The following is a 23611-nucleotide window of genomic DNA, read 5'->3' as shown; positions in this document are numbered from 1 at the left end:
CGCGCCCGCGGGGGTACCCCGGGGGCCGGGGGCGGCCCCCCCTAACCCCCCCCCCGGCCCCCCGTTTAAAAACCCGGAAAAAATATTTGGGGGGCCGCCGCCGGGCCCCCGGCCCCCCGCCCGCCGCACTGCGTCGACGAGAGGGAAGCACCGCGTGCCAAGCCGCCGCTCACGGCACAAGACCGCCGCCGTGACCGTGACCGCCGCCGTGCTCTGCGCGTTCACCGCCACGGCCGCGACCGGGGACCAGCCCGCCGCCCCCTCCCCCGCCGCCGCGCGGGGCTTCACCCTCACCGCCCGCGCGGCGGCTCCCGCCCTCACCGCCGCGCACACCCCGGCCTTCAGCGTGCTGGCCGTCACCGGACCCGCGGGCCGGCCCCCCGCCCCCGCCGGGTACCGGGTCCGGACCAGGTCCCGGTCCTCCGGCTCCTGGTCCCCCTGGACGGTGCTGGAACCCGGCGAGCCCTGGTGGGCCGGGCCCTCCGGCGGGGTCGAGGTACGGGCCGCGGACGCGGGCGCGGACCTGGAGCCCGGAGTGCGCCTGGACCTGGTCGACCCCGGCACCGGCCCGGCGGCCCGGCCCCGTTCCGGCGGCCCGGCGGGCGGGCCCGTGACGGCCGTGTACGAGGGGGCCGGGGCCCCGGCGCGCCGTCCGGACGTCGTGTCCCGCGCCGACTGGGGCGCGGCGCGGGACGACGGCAGTCCGGTGGTGTACGGCCGGGAGGTCAAGGCCGTGTTCGTCCACCACACCGCCCAGACCAACGCCTACGACTGCGCCGACTCCCCCGCGATCGTGCGCGGGCTGCAGGCCCTCCACGAGCGGGTCAACGGCTGGAAGGACCTCGGCTACAACTACGTGGTCGACAAGTGCGGGACGGTCTTCGAGGGCCGGGCGGGCGGCTCCGGCCGGCCCGTCACCGGCGCGCACACCCTCGGCTTCAACACCGACACCCTGGGTGTCGCCGTGATCGGCCGGTACACGGACGAGGAGGCCCCGGACGCCGCCGTGGAGGCGGTCGCCCGGCTCGCGGGCTGGGCCCTGCGCCGGTACGGGCACGACCCGTCCGGCACGGTGACCCTGGCCTCGTCCGTCGACAACGGCCGCTTCCGGCGCGGTGAGCGGGTGACCGTGGAGCGGGTCTCCGGTCACCGGGACGTGTTCGCCACCGAGTGCCCGGGAACGGCCCTGTACGGACAGCTGCCCGCGCTGCGCCGACGGGCCGGGGACCCGTTCGGGGGGCTGCTCCCCGGCATGGGGGAACTGCCCGCCTGACCCTGCGGTCAGGGGCTTGTCACGGGACGGCCGTCGGCGTCGGTCCGGTCCGCCTGGCCGGAGAACCTGGTCAGGAAGACGTCGTACTGCCCGTCCGGGCGCCGGGTGAGGACGGCCCCGTCCTGCCAGGTGCCGTTCTCGGGCCACCACCGGCTGTCGGCGGGGGCGCCCTGGTTCTGGTGGACGTCGCGCATCCCCAGGCCGTGGTCGGAGGGCGCTCCGAAGACCAGCACGTCACGGCCGGGCACCAGGATGGACTCCAGGGCCTCGGCGGCGTCGAGGGGGGAGCCCGAGACCCACGGGCGCGGCGGGTGCAGCCGGTCCCGGAGGCCCTGGAGCCAGGCGGGCGGACGGCGCCGGAACAGCAGGGCCCGCCGGTCTGCGAGGGCCGGGTGCCGCAGCAGGTCGAGGGCGCCGGAGCCGCGGGACATGGAGAGCTCGTGGTAGCCGGGGCCCATGGCCGGCACCGGGTCGAGGACGGAGGCGGCCAGGGTGACCACTTTCCACCGGACGCCGCCGGCGGACGGTTCGCCGTCCACGTCGACGGCGCACCGGTAGCGGCCGGCGGGCGCGTCGAGCTCGAGGTGGACGCGCGAGCTGCGGCCCGTGGCGCCGGGCCGGTCGCGGAAGTGGCGGTGCAGCGTCCCGGAGAGCACGCCGTAGGAGTCGAGCGGCATGCGGCCAGTCAACCACCGGCCCCCGGGGCGGGCGGGGAGGGGGGTCAGTTCGGGCAGTCGGTGTCCCGGGCGGGACGGGCTCCGGTGGTCAGGAAGCGGGTGACGGCGCGGTCCCCGCAGGCGTTGCCGTTGCCGAGGTACATGCCGTGGCCGCCCTGCCCGACGGTGACCATCACGGCCCGGTCGCCCAGGGCCCGGCGCATCTGCAGGCTCCCGGAGTGCGGGGTGGCGGGGTCCCTGCGGCTCTGGACCATGAGGACGTTCGAGGGGCCGTGGTCGGTGATCCGGGTCGGCGGCGTGGTGGGCGGGGTCTTCCAGAAGGAGCAGGGGGTGACGTTGACGGGCAGGCCGGCCGTCAGGGGGTGGCGGGTGCGGTCCTCGTCCACGGCGCGCTGCTGGTCGGCGGCGGGCAGCAGGGGCCAGGTGACGTCGTTGCAGATGACCGCGACCATCTGCGCGGCGTCCTGGTCGCGCAGGGGCTGGGCCAGTTCCGGCGGGAGCACGGGGGTGGCCCGCGGGTCCCGCAGCGAGAGGAGGAGGCGGGCGAGGCCGGGGAAGGCGGAGTCCGAGTAGAGGGCGTTCTGCAGGGCCTGGCGCAGACCGTTGCCGGTCAGGGGCACCCCCTCGGTGGTGGACGGGCGCGGGTCCCGGTCCAGGGCCTCGGCGAGGGAGAGCACCAGGGGTTCCACCTCCTCGGGGCGCCCGGCCAGGCGCAGGCCCTCGCGGTCCCGGTCGGGGTGGGCGGCCCAGGCGGCGAAGTCGGGGAAGCGGTCGTCGGCGCCCCGGCCCATGTTGGCGAGCCAGCCCCGGGCGACCCGTGCCGGGTCGGGGTCTCCGCTGCTGTCGAGGACCCAGCGGTCGGTGCGGCCGGGGTAGGTCTGCGCGTACACGGCGCCCACGTAGGTGCCGTACGAGACGCCCCAGGCGGAGAGCTTGCGCTCGCCCAGGGCCTCGCGCAGCCGGTCCAGGTCGCGGACCTCGTTGGCGGTGGTGAGGCTGCGCAGGACGGGTCCGCCGTTGGCGGCGCAGGCCTCGGCGACGCGCCGGGAGCGGTCGAGGTTGCCGCTGACGCCGCCGTCCGGGCCGGGCCAGGAGCGCAGGGCGGTGAGGTAGCGGTCCTCGGGGGCGATGCCGCAGTGCGCGGTGGTGCTGCCGCCGACGCCCCGGGGGTCGAAGGCGACGAGGTCGTACGTGCCGCCGAGCTCCTTCTGCAGGGCGGCGCCCTTCTGTGTCAGCCGCTGGACGCCGGAGCCGCCGGGCCCGCCGGGGATGACGACGAGGGTGCCGCGGCGGGCCGCGGGGCGGTCGCTGCGGACGCGGGAGACGGCCACGCTGATCTGCGGGCCTGACGGGTCGGCGTAGTCGAGGGGGACGGGGAGGTCGGCGCACTCCTGCGCGGCGGGGCCGCCGGGCTTGGCGCAGGGGCGCCAGTCGAGGCGGGGTGCGCGGGGGCCGGCGGCCGCCCCCGGGGCCGCGGAGGCGGCGGGTGCGGCGGCCGCGGTCAGGGCGGTCGCGGTGGCGAGGGCGAGCAGGAGGGTGTGGGTGCGGTGCGTCGTCATGGGGCAAGCCTCGCCGGTCGGGGGCCGGGCCCCCATCCGGCGGCCCGGTGGCCGCGGGTGGGGCTAACCCCCGTACCGGGAGGGGCTGTTGCAGCAGGCGTCCCGCTGCATCTGGTGCCGGACGGCGTGCCAGGCGGCCGGGGCTGGGGCGGGGGCCGCCGGGGCGGGGGCGGGGAAGGCGGTCTCCAGCGCGCCGCGTTCGTGGAGGGTGCCGGCGCGCAGGACCGCGCGGACGCGGACCAGGTCGTCGAAGTCGGTGAAGGGGTCTCCGTCGACGAGGGTGAGGTCGGCGTACTTGCCGGGTTCGACCGTCCCGAGGCGGTCGTCGGCGCCGAAGACGCGGGCCGGGGTGCGGGTGGCGGTGGTGAGGGCCTCGGCCGGGGACAGGCCGTAGCGGTGCAGGGCGCGCAGGGCGAGGTGGAGGTGGAGGCCGACGGGGGTGAGGGGGGCGTCGGTGCCCAGGGCGACCCGGCCGCCGTCGGCCAGGACGGCGCGGTAGACGCCCACTTCCCGTTCCATGGCGGCGAGTTGGTCGGGGGTGGGCGGCTGGGTGGCAGCGGCCTTGAGGGCGGCGAGGTCCCAGGGCGGCATCAGGCGGGTGACGCGGGCGTCGGCGACGAGGGAGGGGTCGGCTCCGATGAGCGGGAAGGCCGTGAAGGGGGTGGCGATCAGGTCGAAGCGGCCGCGGGTGTACACCTCCAGGGTGTCCTCCTCGGTGTGGCCGCCGGGGGTGGCTCCGTGGCCGTACTCGGCGCGTTCGGTGGCGATCAGATGGGTGGTCAGGTCCTGGCCGGACTGGATGCCGGGGGCGCACAGGTGGGAGCCGGACAGGACGCCGAGCCGTTCGTGGGCGAAGCGGGCGGCCTCCTCCATCGCGGCGTAGGGGGCGCGGACGTAGGTCTTGACGAAGTCCCAGTCCAGGGCGGCGGCGCGGGCCAGGGAGCGGGTGAAGCCCTCGGGGGTGCGGTGGGCGCGGCCCATGCTGTAGGCGACGCGGGAGCCGTCGAGGAGTTCCCCGCCGGCCAGCAGCCGGGGCGCGGCGAGCAGGCCGGCCCGGACGTCCTCGCGGAGCCGGGCCTGTTCGTAGGCGGAGCCGCCGAGGGAGACGGCGGTGGTGACCCCGTAGGCGAGGTGGAGGACGCCTTGGCGGGCGCCGTAGGTGTAGGGGTACGGGTGGACGTGGGCGTCCCACAGGCCGGGCAGGACGGTGCCCCGCGAGGCGTCGACGGTACGGGCGGCGCGGCGGCCGGGGCGGTGGGGCTCGACGGCGGTGACGCGGCCGTCGCTGACGAGGACGTCGACGTCGGCGCGGGGCGGGGTGCCGGTGCCGTCCCACAGCAGTCCGGCGTGGACGACGGTGTCGACGGGCGTGGGGCGGCGGTGGGTGAGGGCGACGGGGACGGTGCGCGGTGCTCCGGCGGGGCGGCCGTCGGCGTCGAGGGGCAGCAGGCGCAGCCGGCCGGCGGACTGGTAGAGCAGGGTGCGGGAGTCCCCGGACCACGAGGGGTGGTCGGCGCTCTCGTCGGTGAGGCGGCGGGCCGCCCCGGTGGGGGTGCCGTCGGGGGTGACGGGCAGCAGCCAGAGGGCGGACTCGCTGACGCAGGCCAGGAAGCGGCCGTCGGGGGACCAGACGGGCCCGGAGGCGTAGCGGTCGGAGAGCGAGGCGTGGGGGGCGAGGGCGTGCAGGCGGGCGGCGCCGGTGGCGGTGTCGACGATCCGGATCAGGTTGTAGCCCTCGCGGAAGCGGCGGCTGAGCCGGTTGCGGTCGCAGAGGGCGAGGTGGCGGCCGTCGGGCGACCAGCTGGGCGGGCTGGGCAGTCCGCCGCCGCCGAGGGCGGTGACGAGCGGGGTTTCTGTGCCGGTGGCGAGGTCGCGGACGGAGAGCCGGCCGGAGAGGTCGAGGGCGGCGAGGCGGGTGCCGTCCGGGGAGAGGGAGCCGTAGACCCGGCCGGGCGGGGACAGGACGCTCTCGCGGCCGTCGGCGAGCTCCCGGCGGCGTACGGTGTTGAGCCCGTCGCGGTCGTCGGTCCAGAGCAGGGCCCGGCCGTCCGGGCTCCACACCGGGTTCTGGGGGTAGGCGGTGGTCTTCGCCTGGAGGATCCGGCGCGGGGCTCCCCCGGTGACGTCCGCGGTCCAGAGGGCGCCGAGGGCGGCGAAGGCCACGCTGCGGCCGTCGGGCGAGAGGGCGGGCAGGTGGATCCCGCGGACGGGCAGGGGGCGTTCGGCCTCCAGGGCGTACTCCTTGACCCGGTAGCGGGGGCGGGCGAGCTCCAGGGTGGCGTCGAGGGGGATCTCCTCGCCGGTGCGGTCGCGGTGGGGGCGGAGGGCGCGGAAGCGCCCGTCGAGGGTGACCAGCAGCCGGTCCTCGCCGAGCCAGCGCGGGGGCGCCGGGGCGAGGTCGCCGTCGAGGGGGACGGGGCGGCCGTCGGCGTAGAGGGTCAGGTGCTCGGCCTTGCGGGGGCCGGGGGTGGCGCAGAGCCAGGCGGTGCGTCCGGCCGGGGAGAGGGCGGGGGCCAGCAGGCTGCCTTCGGCGGCGGTGTGCTCCGTGCGGACGGGGCCGGTGCCGTCGGCGGCCGCGGAGGCGAGGGTGCGGCCGGTGAGGGCGTCCCCGACGGGGGTGGCGCGGACGAACAGCACGCGGGAGCCGTCGGGGGTGAAGACGGGGTCGAAGTCCTCCCAGGCGCCGCCCTGTTCCGGGCCGTCCTGGCCGGGCAGGCCGGTGAGGCGGCGCAGGCCGCCGTCGCCGAGGGCCACGGTCCAGATCCGGTACGGGCTGCCCGCGACGGGGTCGCCGCCGCGCTCGGAGCAGAAGGCGAGGCTGCGGCCGTCGGGCGACCAGGCGGGGGCGCGGTGGTCGAAGGGGCCGTCGGTGAGGCGGCGCAGTCCGGTGCCGTCGGCGCGCATCACCCAGATGTGGAAGTTCCCGCCGCGGTAGGCGCACAGGGCGACCCGGCTGCCGTCCGGGGAGAGGACGGGCCGGCCGGGTTCCAGGTCGGAGGGGGTGAGCCGGGTCGCCGGGGAGCCGTCGCGGGGCAGTGACCACAGGACGCCCTGGACCTCGGCGACCACGCGGTCCAGGGAGGGGGTGGCGGTGGCGGCGCCGTTGGTCGTCCGGGTGAACCGCAACCGGACCGTGGCGCTCTCCTGCGCCGGGTCCCGGCCGGGGGCGGCGGGCTCGGCCCCGGCCCGCGGCTGTCCGAGCAGCGCCGTCAGCGTTCCGGCCGAAGCCGCCTGAAGTACCGTCCTGCGCGCGATCCGCATCCGGCCGCCCTCCGCTCCCCCGGTTCCGCCCGCCGGTCCCGTCGGCCTGCCGAACGAGGGGGACCCCGCCCGGGCAACGGCCCCGGACACGGGCTCACCCCGGCGGGCCCGTGTCCGCCGGGGTGAGGATATGCGGGGTGGAGGGCGTCAGGAGATGCGCATATTGGCCATCATGCCCATCGCGCCGTGGTCGAACAGGTGGCAGTGGTACACGTAGGTCCCGCGGTAACCGGTGAAGGTGGCCTGGAGCTTGACGGTCTCGCCCGGCTTGAGCGGGACGGTGTCCTTGAGGCCGGTCTCGGGGCCGGAGGTGACCGGCCGGCCGTTGCGCTCCAGCACCCGGAACTGGACCAGGTGCATGTGGAAGTTGTGCGGGGCGATCTTGTTGCTGTTGGTGACGGTCCAGATCTCGGTGGCGCCGTAGGCGATCTCGGTGTCGATCCGGTCCATGTCGAACGTCTTGCCGTTGATGTACGCGCTGCCGCCGGGGGCCTCGTCCATGTGCATGTCGAAGTCGCGGTTGACCGTGGCCGTGCCCAGCTCGGGCAGGGTGCGCAGCCGCTCGGGGACGGAGCTGTGGTCCGGGGCGGTGCGGGTGACGCGGAACTGGAGCACCTTGCCGACGACGTCCGACGACTCGAAGGGGGCGATGTCCTTGTTGCGGAGCTCGATGACGGTGCCGACGGGGTAGCGGGAGAAGTCGATGACCACGTCGGCGCGCTCGCCGGGGCTGATCTTGACGACGTTCGTGCGGTACGGGGCCGGCAGCAGGCCGCCGTCGGTGCCGATCTGCACCAGCTCGGAGTCGTCGGCCAGGGACAGGTCGAAGAAGCGCTGGTTGGAGGTGTTGGTGAGGCGGAAGCGGTACTTGCGGGAGGCCACCTCGAAGTACGGCCAGGCCTTGCCGTTGGCGAGGACCACGTTGCGCTTCATGAAGTCGCCCATGGCGTAGACGAGTTCGCCGCTCTCCAGGAAGCGCGCGTCGCGCAGCGAGATCGGCACGTCGTACTGGCCGGCGGGCAGGGGCAGCCGGCGCTCGACGTCGTCGGTGAGGATGTACGTGCCCGTCATGCCGCGGAAGACGTTCTCCGACTCCATGTGGTGGGCGTGGTCGTGGAACCACAGGTTCGCGTGCGGCTGGGTGTTGGGGTACGTGTACGTCTTGGTGCCGCCGCCGGCCGGGATGAGGTCCATCGGCGAGCCGTCGCTGTCCTGGGGGACGTGGGCGCCGTGCAGGTGGATCGAGGTGGGGACCGCCAGGTTGTTGGTCTGCTTGATCACCACGCGGCGGTTGGACTCCGCCTTGATGACCGGGCCGGGGAAGGAGCCGTTGAAGGTGCGCAGCGGGGTGCTCAGCCCCGGCACGATCTCCTTCGTGGCCTCCTTGAGGGTCATCCGGTAGTAGCTGGTGGTGCTGGTGGAGAAGTAGGGCGAGAGGACCGGAGGCAGCGGCATCTTCTGCGTGAACTTGGCTATGCCGGCCGCGTCGAGCTCGGCCGCGGCGGCGCGGGCGGGCTCCTTCGCGGTGGCGTTCACGACGGGCAGCAGCATGCCGCCGGTGCCGACGATGCTGGTGGCCGCGACGCCTGCCTTGAGTGCGGTCCGTCGAGTGATCACTGTTCCCCCGTGGGTACTGGCCCGGCGCCTGGCGTGCCGGTCGGACTGGTGGGCGTACTGGTGTGCGGTGGTGGACGAGGAGAGAGTGCGCGACGCCGGTGGTGTGCCGCTGGTGCGGCTGTGGAGGACCGGTGAAGGGGTGCGTCCGAACGGGGGACTTCGCGGCATGTCCCGCGCGTGGTGCGCGCACACGGGACCAACGTGGCGGCCGGGCCGGAGATATTGGATGAATAGCGCCGTCCACGCGCTCTGCCAGGCTTTCTGACGGCTCGTCACTGTGGAGGCAATTTCGTGATGATGCGCACCGGGTCCGTTCTGGCGGCCACCGCCCTGCTCACGACTCTGCTGCACGCGGCGGACGGCGCGGCCGCCGCGACCGCCGAGGGCGGGCCCCCCGCCCGGGCCCGGCGGGCGGCCCCGGACCGGCAGGCCGGGCACGCGGCGGCGCTGGCCGCGATCGGCACCGGGAACGCCGGGGCCCAGGAGTTCACCACCGCGGCCGCCCGGCTGGAGCGGGTGAGCCTGTACCTGAACGGCTCGGCGGCGGCCGGCCGGGTGCGGGTGCAGGTCCGTGCCGTGCGGGACGACCCGGGGTCCGCGGTCGCGGACGCCGCCGTCGACCTGGCGTCCCTCGGCGGGCCGGGCGCGGGCTGGGTGGAGGTGCCGCTGTCGGCCGCCGTCCGGCCGGGCACCCGCTACTGGCTGTTCGCGCAGGCCGCGACGGCCGACGGCAAGCCGGTGGTCTGGTACGGCACGCGGGGGGACACGGCGGGGGCCCCGGCCGGTTCCCTGTACGACGGGGGCGGCTGGCGGGAGGGCGGGGGGCGGTTCGCGTTCTACGTGAACCCGTCGGGGCCGGAGCGGTGCGGGGAGGTGGAGGCCTGTTACGTCCCCGCCTCCCTGAAGCCGGCGCGCACGGCGGGACTGCTCGCCGACGGGGGCGGGGCGGTGGAGGCGGTCGAGCCGGCCTTCGCCGTCGGCGCCCGTTACGTGCCGGGCAGCAACGTGCTGGAGCTGCCGTCCGGGCGGTGGCGGTACCTGCCGGCGGGCGCGTCGAAGTCCCGGGTGGTCGGCGCGGACGACCCGGGGGCCCTCGCGCAGATCGCCGGGTCCCGGCGCTGGCTGGCCTCGGGCACGGTCCCCGGCGGTTCGGGGCCCCGGCGGGAGGCCGCCGAGCGGGCGCTGCTGTCGATGCGGGCACTGCTGCGGCCCAACGGGGCCTTCGCCGCGGCCTGGTACCCGTTCTGGGACTTCTCCTGGCCTCGGGACTCCGCCTTCGCCGCGGCCGCGTTCGCGCGCACGGGCCATGACGAGGAGGCGTACCGGATCCTGCGCTACAACGCCGGGACCCAGCGGCCGGACGGCACCTGGGAGGCCCGCACGCGCCTCGACGGGTCGGGGCCGCCCGACGCCCGGCAGTGGCAGCTGGACGCCGACGGCTGGGTCCCCTGGGCCGCCTGGCAGTGGTACCGGACGGCGCCGGAGGCGGGCCGGGCGGAGCGGCTGCGGGCCCTGTACCCGGCGCTGGCGAAGGCGGCCGACTTCGCCGCCGGTTCACTGGACGCGCAGGGACTGCCGCCCGCCTCCCCCGACTACTGGGAGCTGCCCACCACGACGGCGAACATCGGTACCGCGGCCCCGCTGCTGGCCGGGCTGAACGCCGCCTCCGACCTCGCCCGGGAACTGGGCCGGGACGCGGACGCCGGGCGCTGGGCGCAGGCCGCCGGCCGGCTGGAGGCGGCCATCGCGAAGCGGTTCGCCCCGCTCGGCTACGGGCGCACCGCGGACGGGCTGCACGGGCGCGACAGCGCGGCGGCGTTCATGGCGCCCCCGTTCAACACGGCGCCCGCGGACCTGCCCCGGGCGCTCGACGACACCTACCGGGAGCTGCGGCGGCCCAACGGCGGGCTGGTGCCGGGCAGCGACCCCGACACCCGGTGGGGGGACGTCACCTGGACGGCGAGCACCTCGTTCTTCGCGCTGGCCTGGGCCTCCTCGGGCGAACGCGCCAAGGGCGGCGCGGTGCTCGACTGGGTGCTGGAACGGCGGAACCTGCTGGGTGAGCTGCCGGAGACGGTGGACGCGACGGGGCAGCCGAAGGCCGTCGTTCCGCTGGGGTGGACGGACGCCCTGGTGCTGCTGACCCTCGGCGCGCAGGAGGGCAGGGGGGCGGAGACGCCCCCGAGGGCCCGTAGTTGACCCGAGGGTACAGAATGATGTTGAATCACGATCATGGGAAGGCCGAAGCAGTTCGATCCTGAAGCCGCCGTCGAGCAGGCCATGCAGGTGTTCTGGCGGCAGGGTTACGCCGCCACCACCCCGCAGGACCTGGTCGACGCGCTCGGCATCGGCAAGGGCAGCCTGTACCACGCCTTCGGCAGCAAGCACGCCCTGTTCGAACTGGCCCTGCGGCGCTACCGCGACAGCCAGGCGCTGGCCGTGATCGAACTGCTGGGCGGGGACGGCCCCGTGAAGGACCGGCTGAGGGCCGCCCTGCGGATGCTCGTGGAGATGGACCTCACCGATCCGGACCGGCGCGGCTGCATGGCGGTGAACACCGCCGCCGAACTGGCCGGGGCCGACGACGTGGCCGCCGACCTGGTACGGCGGATGTTCGACCGGACGGAGGAAGCCCTGCGGGCGCTGGTCGAGGAGGGCCGGCGCTCCGGGGAGATCTCACCGGAGCGGGACGCCCGCGCGGTCGGCAGCATGCTGCTGAGCACGGCCGTCGGGCTGCGCCTGCTGGCACGCGTCGCCGAAGGCCCCGAGCGCCTCTCCCTGGCGGTCGAGGCCACCGTCGACTCGCTCTGACGCCCTCACGGACCCGCCCCGCACGGGGCGGGCTCCCCATGCCCATGTTTTGTACCTGTAGCTCAAGAACTGGGGAACCATGAAGCTCGGACTGCACGACAAGACCGCGATCGTCACCGGCGCGAGCCGGGGCATAGGCCTCGCCACGGTACGGCTGCTGGTGGAGGAGGGCGTACGCGTCGTCGGCGCCGCCCGCACGGTCACGCCGGAGCTCGCCGCCTCCGGCGCCCGCGGGGTCGCCGCCGACCTGGCCACCGCCGCCGGGGTGGCCGCCCTCGCGGACGCCGCGCACGCCGAACTCGGCGCGGTCGACCTGCTCGTGAACAACGTGGGCGGGGGCGACCCGGAGGGCGGGCTCACCGGGTTCCTGGACAGCGACGACGGCCAGTGGGCGCGGTACCTGGACCTCAACCTGATGAGCGCGGTGCGCCTGACCCGCGCCGTCCTGCCCGGACTGGCCGAGCGCCGCGGCGCCGTCGTCAACGTCTCCTCGGTCTGCTCCCGCCTGCCCGCGACCGGGCCGGTGGCCTACAGCGCGGCCAAGGCGGCGCTGGGCGCGGTGACGAAGTCGCTCGCCGAGGAGTTCGGGCCGGTGGGGGTGCGGGTGAACACCGTCTCCCCCGGACCGACCCGAACGGCCGTCTGGGAGGACCCGGCGGAGTTCGGCGGGCTCGTGGCCGAGGCCGCCGGGGTCGAGCACTCCGTCCTCCTGGAGCGCCTCCCGGCGGACTTCGGCCTCACCACCGGCCGGCTGACCGAGGCGCGGGAGGTCGCGTCGGTGATCGTCTTCCTGCTGTCCGGCGTCGCCGGCAACGTCACGGGCGCGGACTACGTCGTGGACGGCGGGATGGTCAAGACGGTCTGACCGGCGGCCCGGGCACGGGGCCGGGACGATCGTCCCGGTCACTCTCGGCGGCGCGGTGGGCCGACCGTGAGCCGGATCGGGGGGCGGGGCGGGGTGGGCGGCAGGCGCAGGGGCCGGCGGCCAGGGGTGAGGGAGCCCAGGACCCGGGGACCTTCGGCCCCGGTGCACTCGGGGGCGTTGCCCGGCAGCCCGTGGAGGGTGAGGAAGCCGAGCACGGCGAAGGCGTAGGCCTCCTTGGCGGCGGCGGGCAGGCCCAGCGCGTCGGAGCCCAGCAGGGCGGTGTGCGGGGGGAGTTCCTCGCGGAGCATCCGCATGAGGACCGGGTTGCGGGTGCCGCCGCCGGAGGCGATGACCTCGGTGACGCGCAGCGGGCGCAGGGCGTCGGCGACGGTGCGGGCGGTGAGCCGGGTGAGGGTGGCGAGGAGGTCCGGCGGGGTGAGGGGGCCGAGGCCGTCGAGGGCGGCGCGCAGGTGGCCGGGGTGGAAGAGTTCCTTGCCGGTGGTCTTGGGGGCGGGCAGCCGGTAGTAGGGCTCGGCCAGCAGGCGCCGCAGGAGGGGCGGGTGGACCCGGCCGGCGGCGGCGAGCGCGCCGTCCTGGTCGTACCGGAGTCGCCCGGCGGTGAGTTCGGTGACGGCGGCGTCGAGGAGGGCGTTGCCGGGCCCGGTGTCGAAGGCGGTCGGCGGCCCGGCCGGGGGCAGGGCGGTGACGTTGGCGATCCCGCCGAGGTTCAGGGCGGCGGGGGTGCCGGGGCGGCCGCGGAGCAGCATCAGGTCGATCAGGGCGACCAGGGGCGCGCCCTGGCCGCCGGCCGCGACGTCCCCGGGGCGGAAGTCGGCGACCACGGGGAGTCCGGTGGCCTCGGCGATCCAGGCGGGGCGGCCCAGCTGGAGGGTGCCGTGCACGCGGTCGCCGCCGCGCCAGTGGTAGACGGTCTGGCCGTGGGAGGCGATCAGTTCGGCGCGGCCCCCGCACAGTTCGCGGTCGGCGCGGGCGGCCAGGCCGGCGAAGGCCCGTCCGATGAGGGTGTCGAGGCGGCAGACGTCGGCGAGGGTGGTGGGCGCGGGCGGCAGGGCGGCCGCGAGCCCGGCGCGCAGGGGGTCCTCGTAGGGGGCGCTGACCATGCCGAGCGGGACCAGGTGCAGGGTTTCGCCGCCGTCCTGGAGGGTGAGGGCGGCCGCGGCCGCGTCGACGGCGTCGTACGAGGTGCCCGACATCAGGCCGACGACCCTCACCGCAGGGCCCGGCGGTGGTCGTCGCCGCGCAGCCCGGCCAGGGCGAGGGCGCTGAGGGCGCAGGCGCCGGCGGCGTAGTAGGCCGGGACGTCGCTGTCGCCCGTTCCGGCGGTCAGGGCGGTGATGACGAGGCCGGCGCAGCCGGAGAACACGGCGTTGGCGAGGGCGTAGGCGACGCCGAGGCCGGTGCAGCGGACGTGGCCGGGGAACATCTCCGCGAGCATCGCGGGTCCCGGCCCGGCGAGCAGCCCGACGGCGGCGCCGGCGCCGCAGACGGCGGCGGCCCGGGCGGGGGCCGGGGCGGCCGGGTCCTGGAGGAGGTGCAGGAGGGGCAGGGCGAGGAGGGTGACGGCGAGGGCTCCGGCGAGCATGACGGGGCGCCGGCCGACGCGGTCGCTGAGGATCCCGGCGGGCAGGATCGAGGCGGCGAAGCCGAGGTTGGCGAGGGCGGTGGCCGTGAGGGCCTCGCGGAGGGAGGCGCCGAGGGTGGCCTGGAGGTAGGAGGGCAGCACCACGAGGAAGGTGTACCCGGCGGCGGACCAGCCCATGATCCGCCCGATGCCGAGCAGCACGGCCCGGGCGGCGGCGGCCCCGCCGAGCACCTCGGCGGGGCCGGGCTCCGTGGCGCGGGCGGCGGTGCCGGGGAGGTCCGGGAGGTTCCTGCGGAGGTTCAGGGCCGTCAGGCCCAGGGGGAGGGAGAAGAGGAAGGGGACGCGCCAGCCCCAGGCGGCGAGGGCCTGGGGGGACAGGGCGGAGGCCAGGAGGGCGGCGGTGGCGGCGCCGGCGAGGAGGCCGAGGGCGACGGTGAAGGACTGCCAGGCGCCGTGGCGGCCGCGTCGGCCGGGCGGTGCCTGTTCGGTCATCAGGGCCACCGCGCCGCCGAACTCCCCTCCCGCGCTGAGCCCTTGCAGGGCGCGCAGCAGGGTCAGCAGCCAGGGCGCGGCGGCGCCGGCCGCGTCCCGGGTGGGGAGCAGGCCGATCAGGGTGGTGGCCAGGGTCATCAGGCCCACGGACAGCATCAGGGCGGGGCGGCGGCCGATCCGGTCGCCGAGGCGGCCGAAGAGCAGGGCTCCGGCGGGGCGCAGGAAGAAGGCCACCGCGAAGGAGGCGTACACGGCGAGCAGCGGGCCGGCGCCCGTCGACCCGGCGCCCGGGGCGGGGGTGAAGAACCGGTCGGCGAGGACGGTGGCGAAGCAGCCGTAGACCCCGAACTCGTACCACTCGACGAAGTTCCCGGCCGCCCCCGCGAGCAGCACCCGGCGCGCCGGCGGGGCCGGCGGCGCGGCGGGGAGCGGCCCGAGGGGGGTCACGTCGTCGGGTCGAGCCGGGAGGCGGCGGCGTCCGTGCGCGGGGCGGGGTGGGCGGAGGCGGGGGTGAGGGCGCTGCCGGCCAGCCAGGTCCGCCAGTCCACGTTCCAGTCGCCGAAGCCGTTGTCGAAGGGGGACATCCGGTCGCCGCCGCTGTTGACCACCTCGACGATGTCCCCCTCGCGGACGGTCTCGTAGAACCAGGCGGCGTCCTCGGTGGACATGCCGGTGCAGCCGTGGCTGACGTTCTCCGCCCCCTGCGCCTCGACCGACCAGGGCGCGGCGTGCACGTACTCGCCGCTCCAGGTGACCCGGGTGGCGTAGAGGACGGGCAGGTCGTAGAACTCCTTGGTGCCCTTCTGGATGCCCACGGTGTCGCCGCGCATGCGGACCTTGGCCTCCTTGCCGAGGACGACCTTGATGCCGCTGCGGGTGAGGAAGCCGGCCTTGCCGGTGGTGACCGGGATGGTGCGGATGGTCCGGCCGTTGCGGCGGACGGTCATCTCGTGGGCGGCGGAGTCGGTGACGGCCTCGATCCGGTCGGCGACGGTGAACTCCAGGGGCTCGGAGGGACCTCCGTACCCGAGGTCGCCGAGTGCGACTCCGTCGAGGCCGCTGCGGACGCGGACGACGGTGTGGGCGGGCCAGTAGGTGCGGGGCCGGAAGTGCAGGGTGGCGTCGTCGACCCAGTGCCAGGCGCCCTCGACGTGGGGTTCGGAGGTGACCTGGAGGGCCTGTTCCACGCGGGCGCGCAGTTCGGGGGCGTCGGCGGGCACGGGGTGGCTCAGTTCGGCGGTGACGATCTCCCCGGCCCCGTACGTGCCGGGGCGGGGGCCGAACTCGGCGGTGAGGCGGCCCCCTTCACCGGTGGGGAGGGCGGTGCGGAAGGCGAGGGTCACCCCGACGGGGCGGCCTTCGCCGTCCTGGGCGCCGACCCGGAGGGTGTAGGCCTCCCCCGCGCGCAGGGGTTCGGTGTTGTGCCAGCGGCCGCCGGCGGGGGCGACCTCCCCGGCGAGCAGGCGGCCGTGTCCGTCGTGCACGGTCACGTCGGTGAGGCGGCCGGCCTCGGCGTGGGCGAGGGAGATCTCCAACGGGCCGCCGGCGTCGGTGGGGAGCGTGCCGGTGCTGCCGAGGGCCGGGTTCCACAGGAGGTCGGCGGCGCCCTGGGCGGTGGCCCGTACCCGCTGCTCGTGCCAGGTGCCGCACGGGCCGCTCGCGAAGGCGGGGGCGGCGCACCAGCGGGCGGCGGGGGCGGGGCCCCGGTCCAGGGCCCGCGCGTCCAGGGCCCGTCCGACGACCAGGGTGACCGCCGCGTCCGGCGCGGCGGGCGCTCCGGGCTCCCCCGGGGCTTCGGTGCCGGGGGTGCGGCCGGGTGCGGCGGCGACGGCGAGCAGGGCTCCCGTCACCGCGGCCGCCGTGGTCCACGCCTTCTTGCGCGACATAGCCACGCGGCCCTCCCAGTCGTCGTGCGTGCCGGATGGGAGCATCAAAGCGACAGGAAGACGGACCGATGATCGTACGCTCGGTCCTGCGGCCGAACGGGCACCGCAAGTGAACCCGGACGGAGCAGGGGCGGGTGGAGCGGAACGGCTCCGTCCCCGTCCCGTAGGCTCGGCGGATGGCGAAGTACTTCGACGTGCACCCCGAGAACCCTCAGCGGCGCACCATCAGCGGCGTGGCCGACAGCATCCGCTCCGGCGCGCTCATCGCATATCCCACGGACTCCTGCTTCGCGCTGGGGTGCCAGCTGGGCAACCGGGAGGGCCTGGCACGGATCCGGCAGATCCGCGAGCTCGACGACAAGCACCACTTCACGCTCGTGTGCCAGAACTTCGCGCAGCTGGGGCAGTTCGTGCACGTGGACAACGACGTGTTCCGCGCGATCAAGGCGTCGACCCCGGGCGCCTACACGTTCATCCTGAAGGCCACGTCGGAGGTGCCGCGCCAGCTGCAGCACCCGAAGAAGAAGACGGTCGGCGTGCGGATCCCCGACCACCTGGTGGCCCAGGCCCTGCTGGAGGAGCTGGGTGAGCCGCTGCTCTCCAGCACCCTGCTGCTGCCCGGCGAGGAGGAGCCGATGACCCAGGGCTGGGAGATCAAGGAGCGGCTCGACCACGTGGTGGACGCCGTCGTGGACTCCGGGGACTGCGGGACCCGGCCGACGACCGTCATCGACTTCTCCTCCGGCGAGGCCGAGATCATCCGCCGGGGCGCGGGCGACACCAGCCGCTTCGAGTAGCCGCCGCCGGGCCCGCGCCGTGCGGGCCCGGTGCGCCCGTCAGTTGATCCCGTAGCGGCGGACTGTTTCCTCCTGCTGGGCGATGCGGTGCATGGCCCGCACGATCGGTTCGATGAGGATGGTGGCGGCCACGGCCGCCTCGACCCGCTCCGCCTCCGAGGGGTAGGTCTCCACGAAGTCCAGGTCGTGGACCGCGACCTGATGCATCATCCGGGCGTAGGGGGCCATCATGTCCGCGTCCCACGGGTAGCCCAGCCGGATCAGCGAGGCGACCGCCTCGACCAGCGACGTGTGGTCCGGGTTGAGCGGGGCGAGCTCGCGGGCGCTCTCCCAGCCCACCTCCTCCAGCAGCCGGTCGACCTCCCGGCGCGCGGTGGCCAGGGCCTCGTCCTGCGCGGCGTCCGGTGCCGGCGGGTGGGGCAGCGCCCACAGGGCGGCGCCCAGCCGCATCGTCCGGCCCAGGGAGTCGTCGTCCACGTGCTTCAGCACCTCCCGCGCCGCCGCCACCGAGAGTCCGCCGACCTGGAGCAGGGTGCGGACGAGGCGCAGTCGGCGCAGGTGGGCCTCTTCGTAGTCGGCGGTGGTGGCGCTGATCCGGCGGCCGGGTGTCAACAGGCCTTCCCGCAGGTAGTACTTGATGGTCGCGGTGGAGAGGCCACTGCGTTCGCTCAACTCCGACAGCCGCATCCCTTGCGCCTTCCCTTGGATAGCGCCACTATCTCATCACACCCTGTTGGACCGTCACGCTATCCGACCCGCACCATCCGGAGGCCCCGTCTCCGCCACGTACGGAGTCATCTGGTCCGACATGCCCAGTACGGGCCGGCGGCGGCCACGGGGGTGCTGCCGCCGGAGCACCGAAACGATAGGGAGAACGATGTTCCAGCACGGCAGTACCCGACGCACCGCCGCCCGGCGGGCCGGCCTCGTGGCGGCGCTCGGACTGAGCCTCGCGCTCACCGCGGCGTGCAGCGGCAAGGACGGCGGGTCCGGGTCCTCCTCGTCCTCGAAGGGCGGCGGCGGGTCCTGGAAGGTCGGCGACTGCGGCGGCCCCGACCCCAAGCAGACGCCGGACGGCTACCGGGCGATGGGCTGCGACGAGTCGGGCGCCACCTTCAAGGCGCTGGAGGTGACCTCGGCCGGGATCCTGCCCGGGTCGATCCAGTGCCCGGCCGGGACGGACCTGATGATCCGGGTGTCCGTGTCGTACGGCTCCTCCAAGGACGGTTCCAAGGGCGGCGGCATCCCCACCCACACGGTGTGCGGCCGCAACCTCTCCGGCGACCACCCCGGGGACGCGGGGGCCGGCGGCGGGCAGCTGGTGAAGGGCGACTGCGTCTCCTCCTCCGCCCAGGAGGTGGCCTGCGCGACCGCCGGGCACGACGCCTTCAAGGTGCTCGACCTGGTCAAGGAGAAGGAGCAGTGCCCGGCGGGCACGACGGAGCCCATGGAGCTGACCCTCTCCATCGGACGCCCGTACGACGTGATCTGCGCCGCTCCCGCATAGCGGGGCGGGCGGGAGCGGCCCACGATGGAGACATGAGCACGGGACGCTACGAGCTGAGGTTCCCCGGCGGCGCCGGGACGGGCGAGGACACCGTGGTCGTGGACCGCACCCAGGCGACCGGTCCCGGCGGGCATCCGGTCTACGCGGACGCCACCGGGATCGTGCGCGCCGAGATCAGCGACCGGGGCGAGGTGCGCATGCTGGCCACGGGCGGCCACCAGGCCCCGTCCCACTCCGTGACGGCGCGCCCGCTGCCCTCCTGAGCGGCCCCGCGCCGTGTGGGCCGACGGTGCGAAACCCGGCCGCTCCCCCTCGCGCCTGCGCCCGCCGCGCGCCCGCACCCCGTCCGATGGTCACCTGGGCCCCCGTACGGGAGCCGTTCGGCGACCCCGGAGGGAAAGCGATGGACAGCGCAGGAGTGCCGCGCCGCACGGCCCTGCTGGCCGGCGGCCTGGCGGCGTTCGCCGTGGGCACGCTCTCGGCCTGCACGGCGACGGCCACCAGCCCGGCCGGCGGGGTCGGGGGCCGTCCCGAGCCCGCCGCGCCCAACCCCGCGACGAGCACACCGGCCGCCGCCTACGCGCGGCTGATGGAGGGCAACAGGCGGTGGGTGGACGGCAGCCTCCAGCACCCCGACCGGGACCCCACGCGCCGTCAGCTGGTCGCCCAGAGCCAGACCCCGTTCGCGGTGGTCCTGTCCTGCATCGACTCGCGGGTGGCCCCGGAGCTGCTGTTCGACACCGGGCTCGGTGACATCTACGTCCTGCGCACGGGCGGGCAGGCGGTGGACCCGGTGGTCACCGGCTCCGTGGAGTACGGGCCGATGACCTCCGCCACCCCGCTGGTCCTGGTGCTCGGCCACCAGCGGTGCGGGGCGATCGACGCCGCGTACAAGGCCGCGCGCGACGGGAAGCCCCTGCCGGGGAACCTGGAGGCGCTCGCGAAGGCCCTGCGGCCGGCGTACGAGCAGGCGGTCAAGGAGGGCGGCCCGGACCCGGTGGACCGGATGGTCCGCGCCCAGGTCCGGCTGACCGCCGACGCACTGCGCACCAACGCCGACCTGGCCCCGCTGGTCCGCAAGGGCACCCTGGCGGTGGCCGGCGGCTACTACTCCCTCGACACCGGCAGGGTGGAGATCCTGACCGGCGCCCTGCCGGCCGCCACCGCCAGCACCACGCCCGAGCCCTCCGGGACGCCCGCCGGCACCCTGACGCCCTCCGCGAGCACCTCCCCCGGCGGCAGCGCGACGCCCTCCGGGACCGGCCTGCCCACGGAGAACCCCGTGCCCACCGGCCTCCCCTCCTGACGGGTCCCGCGGCCGGGAACGCCGGAGCCCCCTGCCGGGACCGCGGGAAAGCGGTACGGCAGGGGGCTCCGGCGAGCGGCCGCGTCAGGCCGGCTGCGCCCGCACCGGGTCGGCCGGGGCGTTCTGCACGGGCTTCGGGGCCGGGTACACCGCCTCCCGCGGCAGCCTGGGCTCCAGGCGCAGCACGCCCAAAGCCGAGACCGTCGCGCCCACCGCGAGGACCAGCCACATCGCCGTCGGCGACAGGGTGAGCAGCGCCGTCAGGACGGCCGGCGCCAGCGCGCTGGGCACCGCCCAGGAGAGCTGGTAGACGGCCAGGTGGCGGCCCCGCGTCTCCTCGGGCGCGGCCTGCGCGCACAGCGCCGAGGCCGTGGCGCCGTGCAGCAGCTCGCCCGCCGTGAACAGGACCGTCGCGGCGAAGATGCCGACCAGGATGACGGAGTTGTCGCCCACCGCGGCGAGGGCGGCGAAGACCACGAACGAGGCCGCGAACACGGCCGCGCCCAGGGCCACCGCACGGGAGCGGCGGAAGGCGACGAGCGCCCGGGTGACGGGGATCTGCAGCAGCGCGATGCCGACCGTGTTGACCGCGTACAGGACGCCGACCAGCGAGGTGGACGCGCCGAGGTCCTGGGTGACGTACGCCGGGATGCCGACGGCGAGCACCGTGTAGCCGAAGGCGGTCGGCACGTTGAGCAGGGTCAGGGCCAGGAAGGGCCGGTTGCGCGCCACCAGGCGGTAGCCGCCCTTGCGGGAGACCCGGGGAGCCCCCGCGCCGGGCGCCGTCCGCGGGATCGGGATGGACCCGAAGCAGACGGCGGCCAGCACGTACCCGGCCGCGGTGCAGAACACGATCACGTAGTAGAACGCGTCGCTGCCCAGGGCCAGCACCCCGCCCGCGATCAGACCGCCCACGCCCAGCCCGGCGTTGCGCAGGCTGCGCTGCGCGGCGAGCAGCTTGTCCCGCTCGTTGCCCTTGACGAACTCGGCGATGAACGACTGGATGGCCGGCGGGAACGAGGTGTCGCCCAGCGCCACCAGCAGGATCACGCAGAACATCGTGGTGCCGTTGTCCACCAGCGGGTACGTGCAGAAGCCCGCGGCGCGCAGCAGGTACCCGCCGGTGACGACGGCCTTGGCGCCGAACCGGTCGATCAGGACGCCCGCCGCCGGGTTGCTGATCAGGCCGATCACGGCGGCGGCCGTCATCAGGGTGCCCACCTGGGTCAGGGGCAGCTTCGTCACGTGGTGGAAGTACAGCAGTGACAGCGGCAGGTACATGCCGGCGCCGGTGGCGTCGACCACCATGCCCAGCATGTACCGCGTCTTCGCCGACAGGCGGGCCCCCGTCATGACGCCTCCCCGATCACGCTGTGTTCGCGCACCCACTCACCGAGCTCGCGCAGCCGGCGCTCGCACTCCGCGCGGTTCGGTGCGGTGCCCACGGCGGCGGCCAGGAAGTCGGAGGAGCCGGACGCCGGTGCGATGACCTGCCCCTCCTCGGCGTAGAGCCAGAACCCGTCGAGCCAGGGCTCGTCGGGGACGGCCGGGAGCTCGCGCACCAGTCCGGGCCGCTTCATCATCAGCAGCTGGCCGGCCATGTGGCGCGGCCGCGGCAGCCCGGCCGGGTCCTCGCCCGTGCGGACGGCCTCGTGGAGCGGGTGCCCGGCGTCGGCGCGGACGGCGTACTCGCCCAGGTGCACCCCGAAGAGGCTGTGGAAGACCTCGCGGATCTTGGCGCCGCCGGGGCGGCAGGCGATCTCGCACAGCACCAGGCGGTCGTCGGGGGTGAGGAAGACCTCCATGTGGAAGGCGTGGTCGCGCAGCCGGGAGCCCTCGGGGGCCAGGGCGGCCAGGACCCGCTCGGCGAGGTCGAGCAGGCGCGGGGTGACCGGGTCGTCCTCGTCGAGGGTGAGGTCGATGCGCGGGCCCGGGTCGGAGGCGAAGGAGGACAGGTCGTACTGGTACTGCGAGGGCCAGGCCATCGCGACGCGGCCGTCGCGCACCACGCCGTCGACGTGGCACATGCGGCCCGGGACGAAGCCCTCCAGCAGGACGTCGTCGCGCTCGCCGGCCGCGTACGCCTCGGTCAGGGTCTCCTCGAGGGAGGCCTCGTCGCGCAGGATGCGCAGGCCGATCGCGTTGAAGCCGCTGCGCTCCTTGAAGACCAGCGGGAAGCCCTCGGCCTCGGCGAAGCTCCGGGCCTCGTCGGCGGTGCGGGGCTGGACCCAGGCGGCGACCTCGATGCCCGAGGCCTGGGCGCGGGTCTTCATCAGGGCCTTGTCGCGGAAGGGCTTGACGTCGTCGTTCCAGGGGCCGCGCAGGCCGAAGCGCTGGCGCAGCCGGGCGGCGAGGTCCATGTCCCCCTCGTGCAGCGCCGTCACGCCGGTGATGTGGTGCTCCGCCATCAGTTCGAGGGCCCGGGCCTCGAACTCCGGGGAGTCGAAGTCGTCGTGGACCTCCAGGCGGGTGTAGCCGAGGTTGCCGTCGGGGACCTTCTCGCCGGCGAGTTCGATCTTCTCGCGGTTGGCGAGGACCACGATGTCGCCGGTGTGGTCCGGCAGCCAGGAGCGGTACGGGAACGGCTCCAGCGGGTTGCGGTGGATGATCAGCAGGTTCTGGCGGGGCGCGATCTCGGAGGGCTGCGCGAGGACGGTGGTGCCGTCGGGGCGGGCCAGGGTGATGCGGATGTGCTCGCGGATCACCTCGGCGCCGCGGCGGATCGCGGCCGTGGTGTCCTCGGCGGAGACGGCGATCAGGCCGAGCCGGTCCCAGTTGTCGGTGAGCACGCGCACGCCGTCGCCGGGCTTGGCGCCGACGGTGACGGAGATGACGCCCTCGGCGGCGCGGGCCACGTCGAGCCCGGCGACGGCCTCGACGGTGGTGCCCGGGGTGCCGACCAGGGCGCGCACGGCGGCCCCGCCGTGGGCCTGCGGCCGGTCGGGCAGCTCCTCGACCAGGCCGAAGGGGTGGCCGACGGCGAGGGTGACCAGGTCGACGCCGAAGGCGCTGCGCACCAGTTCGGGGATGGAGTCGCCGCCGATGCGGTTGTGGCCCTCGATGACGCGCGGGCCCTTGGCGGTGAGGCGGACCTCGGTGTGGCAGACGCCGTCGCGCATGCCCATCACGTCGAGGAAGCCGCGTATGCCCTCGCGTATCGCCGCGTCGTCGGCCTCGGAGAGGCGGGCGGGGACCGCGTGGCCCAGTTCGGCGAAGTGGCCGTCCGAGGTGAACTTCTCGGTGATGGTGACGATCACGTGGCGGCCGGCGAAGCTGAAGGACTCGACGCTGAACTCGGGGCCGTCGAGAAACTCCTCCATCAGGAAGTCCTTGAGGACGAAGAGGGAGGAGACCCGGTCGGTGCGGGTGCCCGACAGCCGGGTGACCTCGTCCCAGACCCGGTCGGCGTCCTCGGGTCCCCGCACCCGCATGACGCCGATGCTCGCGGTGGCGTCGACGGGCTTGACGATGAAGGGGAAGCCGTAGGAGGCGCCGAAGGCGTCCAGGTCCTCACGGGTCTTCAGGGAGCGGGCGCCCACCGCGTGCTCCGGGTCGTGCTCGGCGACGTAGCGGCGCATGGCGGCCTTGTCCCGGATCCGGGCGGTGACCTCGTAGCCGGTGCCCCCGAGCCCGTAGAGGTCGTTGATCCGGCCCGCGTTCTCCAGTCCCGGCTCGGTGAGGGAGACGGCCGCGGCGAAACCGGGGCTCTCGTGCCAGGCCCGCACCAGGGGCTCGACGAGGGACCACTCGGTGAAGTCGACGACCTCCACGGCCGCGGCGAGCCGGTTCTGCAGCTCGCTCACCTTGGTCGGGTGCTGGAGGAGCAGCACGTTCAGCCCCAGGTCGTGGGCCTTCTGCACGGTCTCGTCGGTTCCACCGACGAGCAGCAGGGTGCGCTCGGGGTTCATTCGCTCTCTTCTCCCCCTGCGGCGGCAGGGAATTTCGGGCTCGTACTCG

18 protein-coding genes are annotated in these 23611 nt (G+C 75.4%); 8 read left to right on the top strand and 10 right to left on the bottom strand.

Translation table 11 applies throughout. The annotated features are described in order from the left end of the window. Positions 1–154 precede the first annotated feature (154 nt). Positions 155–1273 (top strand): peptidoglycan recognition protein, encoded by a 1119-nt coding sequence (locus tag ACFY0O_RS12985; RefSeq protein ID WP_388946351.1) that lies wholly within the window; start codon positions 155–157, stop codon positions 1271–1273. Positions 1274–1281: 8 nt separating this feature from the next. Here the strand turns inward: ACFY0O_RS12985 and ACFY0O_RS12980 are convergent, their stop codons facing one another. The 4 genes from ACFY0O_RS12980 to ACFY0O_RS12965 form a co-directional block, all read right to left on the bottom strand. After that, positions 1282–1950: a DUF2278 family protein gene (locus ACFY0O_RS12980; protein ID WP_388946350.1), complete on the bottom strand. Its 669-nt coding sequence runs from the start codon at positions 1948–1950 to the stop codon at positions 1282–1284. Positions 1951–1994: 44 nt separating this feature from the next. Next, positions 1995–3509 carry an alpha/beta hydrolase gene (locus tag ACFY0O_RS12975; protein ID WP_388946347.1) on the bottom strand — a complete coding sequence of 505 codons (1515 nt, stop codon included), beginning with the start codon at positions 3507–3509 and terminating at the stop codon, positions 1995–1997. A 63-nt stretch (positions 3510–3572) separates the two neighbouring features. Beyond that, positions 3573–6770: an amidohydrolase family protein gene (locus ACFY0O_RS12970; protein ID WP_388946344.1), complete on the bottom strand. Its 3198-nt coding sequence runs from the start codon at positions 6768–6770 to the stop codon at positions 3573–3575. 147 nt (positions 6771–6917) lie between these two features. Continuing rightward, complete coding sequence (locus ACFY0O_RS12965) at positions 6918–8387, bottom strand: multicopper oxidase family protein (RefSeq protein ID WP_388946342.1); 1470 nt, start codon at positions 8385–8387, stop codon at positions 6918–6920. Between the two features lie 291 nt (positions 8388–8678). Here ACFY0O_RS12965 and ACFY0O_RS12960 point away from each other — a divergent pair, with 291 nt between their 5' ends. The 3 genes from ACFY0O_RS12960 (at position 8679) to ACFY0O_RS12950 (ending at position 12063) form a co-directional block, all read left to right on the top strand. Beyond that, the gene (locus ACFY0O_RS12960) at positions 8679–10586 is read left to right on the top strand and encodes a hypothetical protein (protein ID WP_388946340.1); all 1908 of its coding nucleotides are present in this window, start codon (positions 8679–8681) and stop codon (positions 10584–10586) included. Positions 10587–10619: 33 nt separating this feature from the next. Beyond that, positions 10620–11198, top strand: coding sequence for a TetR/AcrR family transcriptional regulator (locus ACFY0O_RS12955; protein ID WP_388946338.1), 579 nt, complete (start codon positions 10620–10622; stop codon positions 11196–11198). Positions 11199–11277: 79 nt separating this feature from the next. Next, complete coding sequence (locus tag ACFY0O_RS12950; RefSeq protein ID WP_388946335.1) at positions 11278–12063, top strand: SDR family oxidoreductase; 786 nt, start codon at positions 11278–11280, stop codon at positions 12061–12063. A 38-nt stretch (positions 12064–12101) separates the two neighbouring features. Here ACFY0O_RS12950 and ACFY0O_RS12945 read toward each other — a convergent pair whose 3' ends face one another. The 3 genes from ACFY0O_RS12945 to ACFY0O_RS12935 are packed head-to-tail and all read right to left on the bottom strand — an operon-like array spanning position 12102 to position 16044. After that, positions 12102–13295 carry an anhydro-N-acetylmuramic acid kinase gene (locus tag ACFY0O_RS12945; RefSeq protein ID WP_388946332.1) on the bottom strand — a complete coding sequence of 398 codons (1194 nt, stop codon included), beginning with the start codon at positions 13293–13295 and terminating at the stop codon, positions 12102–12104. Next, positions 13292–14605, bottom strand: a complete 1314-nt coding sequence (locus tag ACFY0O_RS12940; protein ID WP_388946331.1) for an MFS transporter — start codon at positions 14603–14605, stop codon at positions 13292–13294. The genes ACFY0O_RS12945 and ACFY0O_RS12940 overlap by 4 nt, the downstream gene beginning before the upstream one ends. Further along, a complete protein-coding gene (locus ACFY0O_RS12935; RefSeq protein WP_388946711.1) occupies positions 14602–16044 on the bottom strand; it encodes an Ig-like domain-containing protein in 1443 nt (480 codons plus the stop codon). The genes ACFY0O_RS12940 and ACFY0O_RS12935 overlap by 4 nt, the downstream gene beginning before the upstream one ends. Before the next feature lie 176 nt (positions 16045–16220). On the opposite strand from ACFY0O_RS12935, the gene ACFY0O_RS12930 reads away from it, so the two are divergent. Beyond that, positions 16221–16841 carry an L-threonylcarbamoyladenylate synthase gene (locus ACFY0O_RS12930; protein ID WP_388946329.1) on the top strand — a complete coding sequence of 207 codons (621 nt, stop codon included), beginning with the start codon at positions 16221–16223 and terminating at the stop codon, positions 16839–16841. A 39-nt stretch (positions 16842–16880) separates the two neighbouring features. Here ACFY0O_RS12930 and ACFY0O_RS12925 read toward each other — a convergent pair whose 3' ends face one another. Further along, on the bottom strand, positions 16881–17528 hold the full coding sequence (locus tag ACFY0O_RS12925; protein WP_388946326.1) for a MerR family transcriptional regulator: 648 nt from the start codon (positions 17526–17528) through the stop codon (positions 16881–16883). Between the two features lie 190 nt (positions 17529–17718). Here ACFY0O_RS12925 and ACFY0O_RS12920 point away from each other — a divergent pair, with 190 nt between their 5' ends. From ACFY0O_RS12920 to ACFY0O_RS12910, 3 genes are all read left to right on the top strand, one after another. Then, on the top strand, positions 17719–18348 hold the full coding sequence (locus tag ACFY0O_RS12920; protein ID WP_388946323.1) for a hypothetical protein: 630 nt from the start codon (positions 17719–17721) through the stop codon (positions 18346–18348). A gap of 32 nt (positions 18349–18380) precedes the next feature. Next, the gene (locus ACFY0O_RS12915) at positions 18381–18611 is read left to right on the top strand and encodes a DUF6296 family protein (protein WP_388946321.1); all 231 of its coding nucleotides are present in this window, start codon (positions 18381–18383) and stop codon (positions 18609–18611) included. Positions 18612–18751: 140 nt separating this feature from the next. Beyond that, positions 18752–19654, top strand: a complete 903-nt coding sequence (locus ACFY0O_RS12910) for a carbonic anhydrase (RefSeq protein ID WP_388946318.1) — start codon at positions 18752–18754, stop codon at positions 19652–19654. 84 nt (positions 19655–19738) lie between these two features. Here the strand turns inward: ACFY0O_RS12910 and ACFY0O_RS12905 are convergent, their stop codons facing one another. Then, a complete protein-coding gene (locus ACFY0O_RS12905; protein ID WP_358893330.1) occupies positions 19739–21007 on the bottom strand; it encodes an MFS transporter in 1269 nt (422 codons plus the stop codon). After that, on the bottom strand, positions 21004–23562 hold the full coding sequence (locus tag ACFY0O_RS12900; RefSeq protein WP_388946315.1) for an ATP-grasp domain-containing protein: 2559 nt from the start codon (positions 23560–23562) through the stop codon (positions 21004–21006). The genes ACFY0O_RS12905 and ACFY0O_RS12900 overlap by 4 nt, the downstream gene beginning before the upstream one ends. Positions 23563–23611 lie beyond the last annotated feature (49 nt).

Source organism: Streptomyces sp. NPDC001594, assembly GCF_042893675.1.
Classification (GTDB): domain Bacteria; phylum Actinomycetota; class Actinomycetes; order Streptomycetales; family Streptomycetaceae; genus Streptomyces.
The sequence above is the reverse complement of the archived record's forward strand: the minus strand, read 5'-3'. Positions and strand labels throughout refer to the sequence as shown.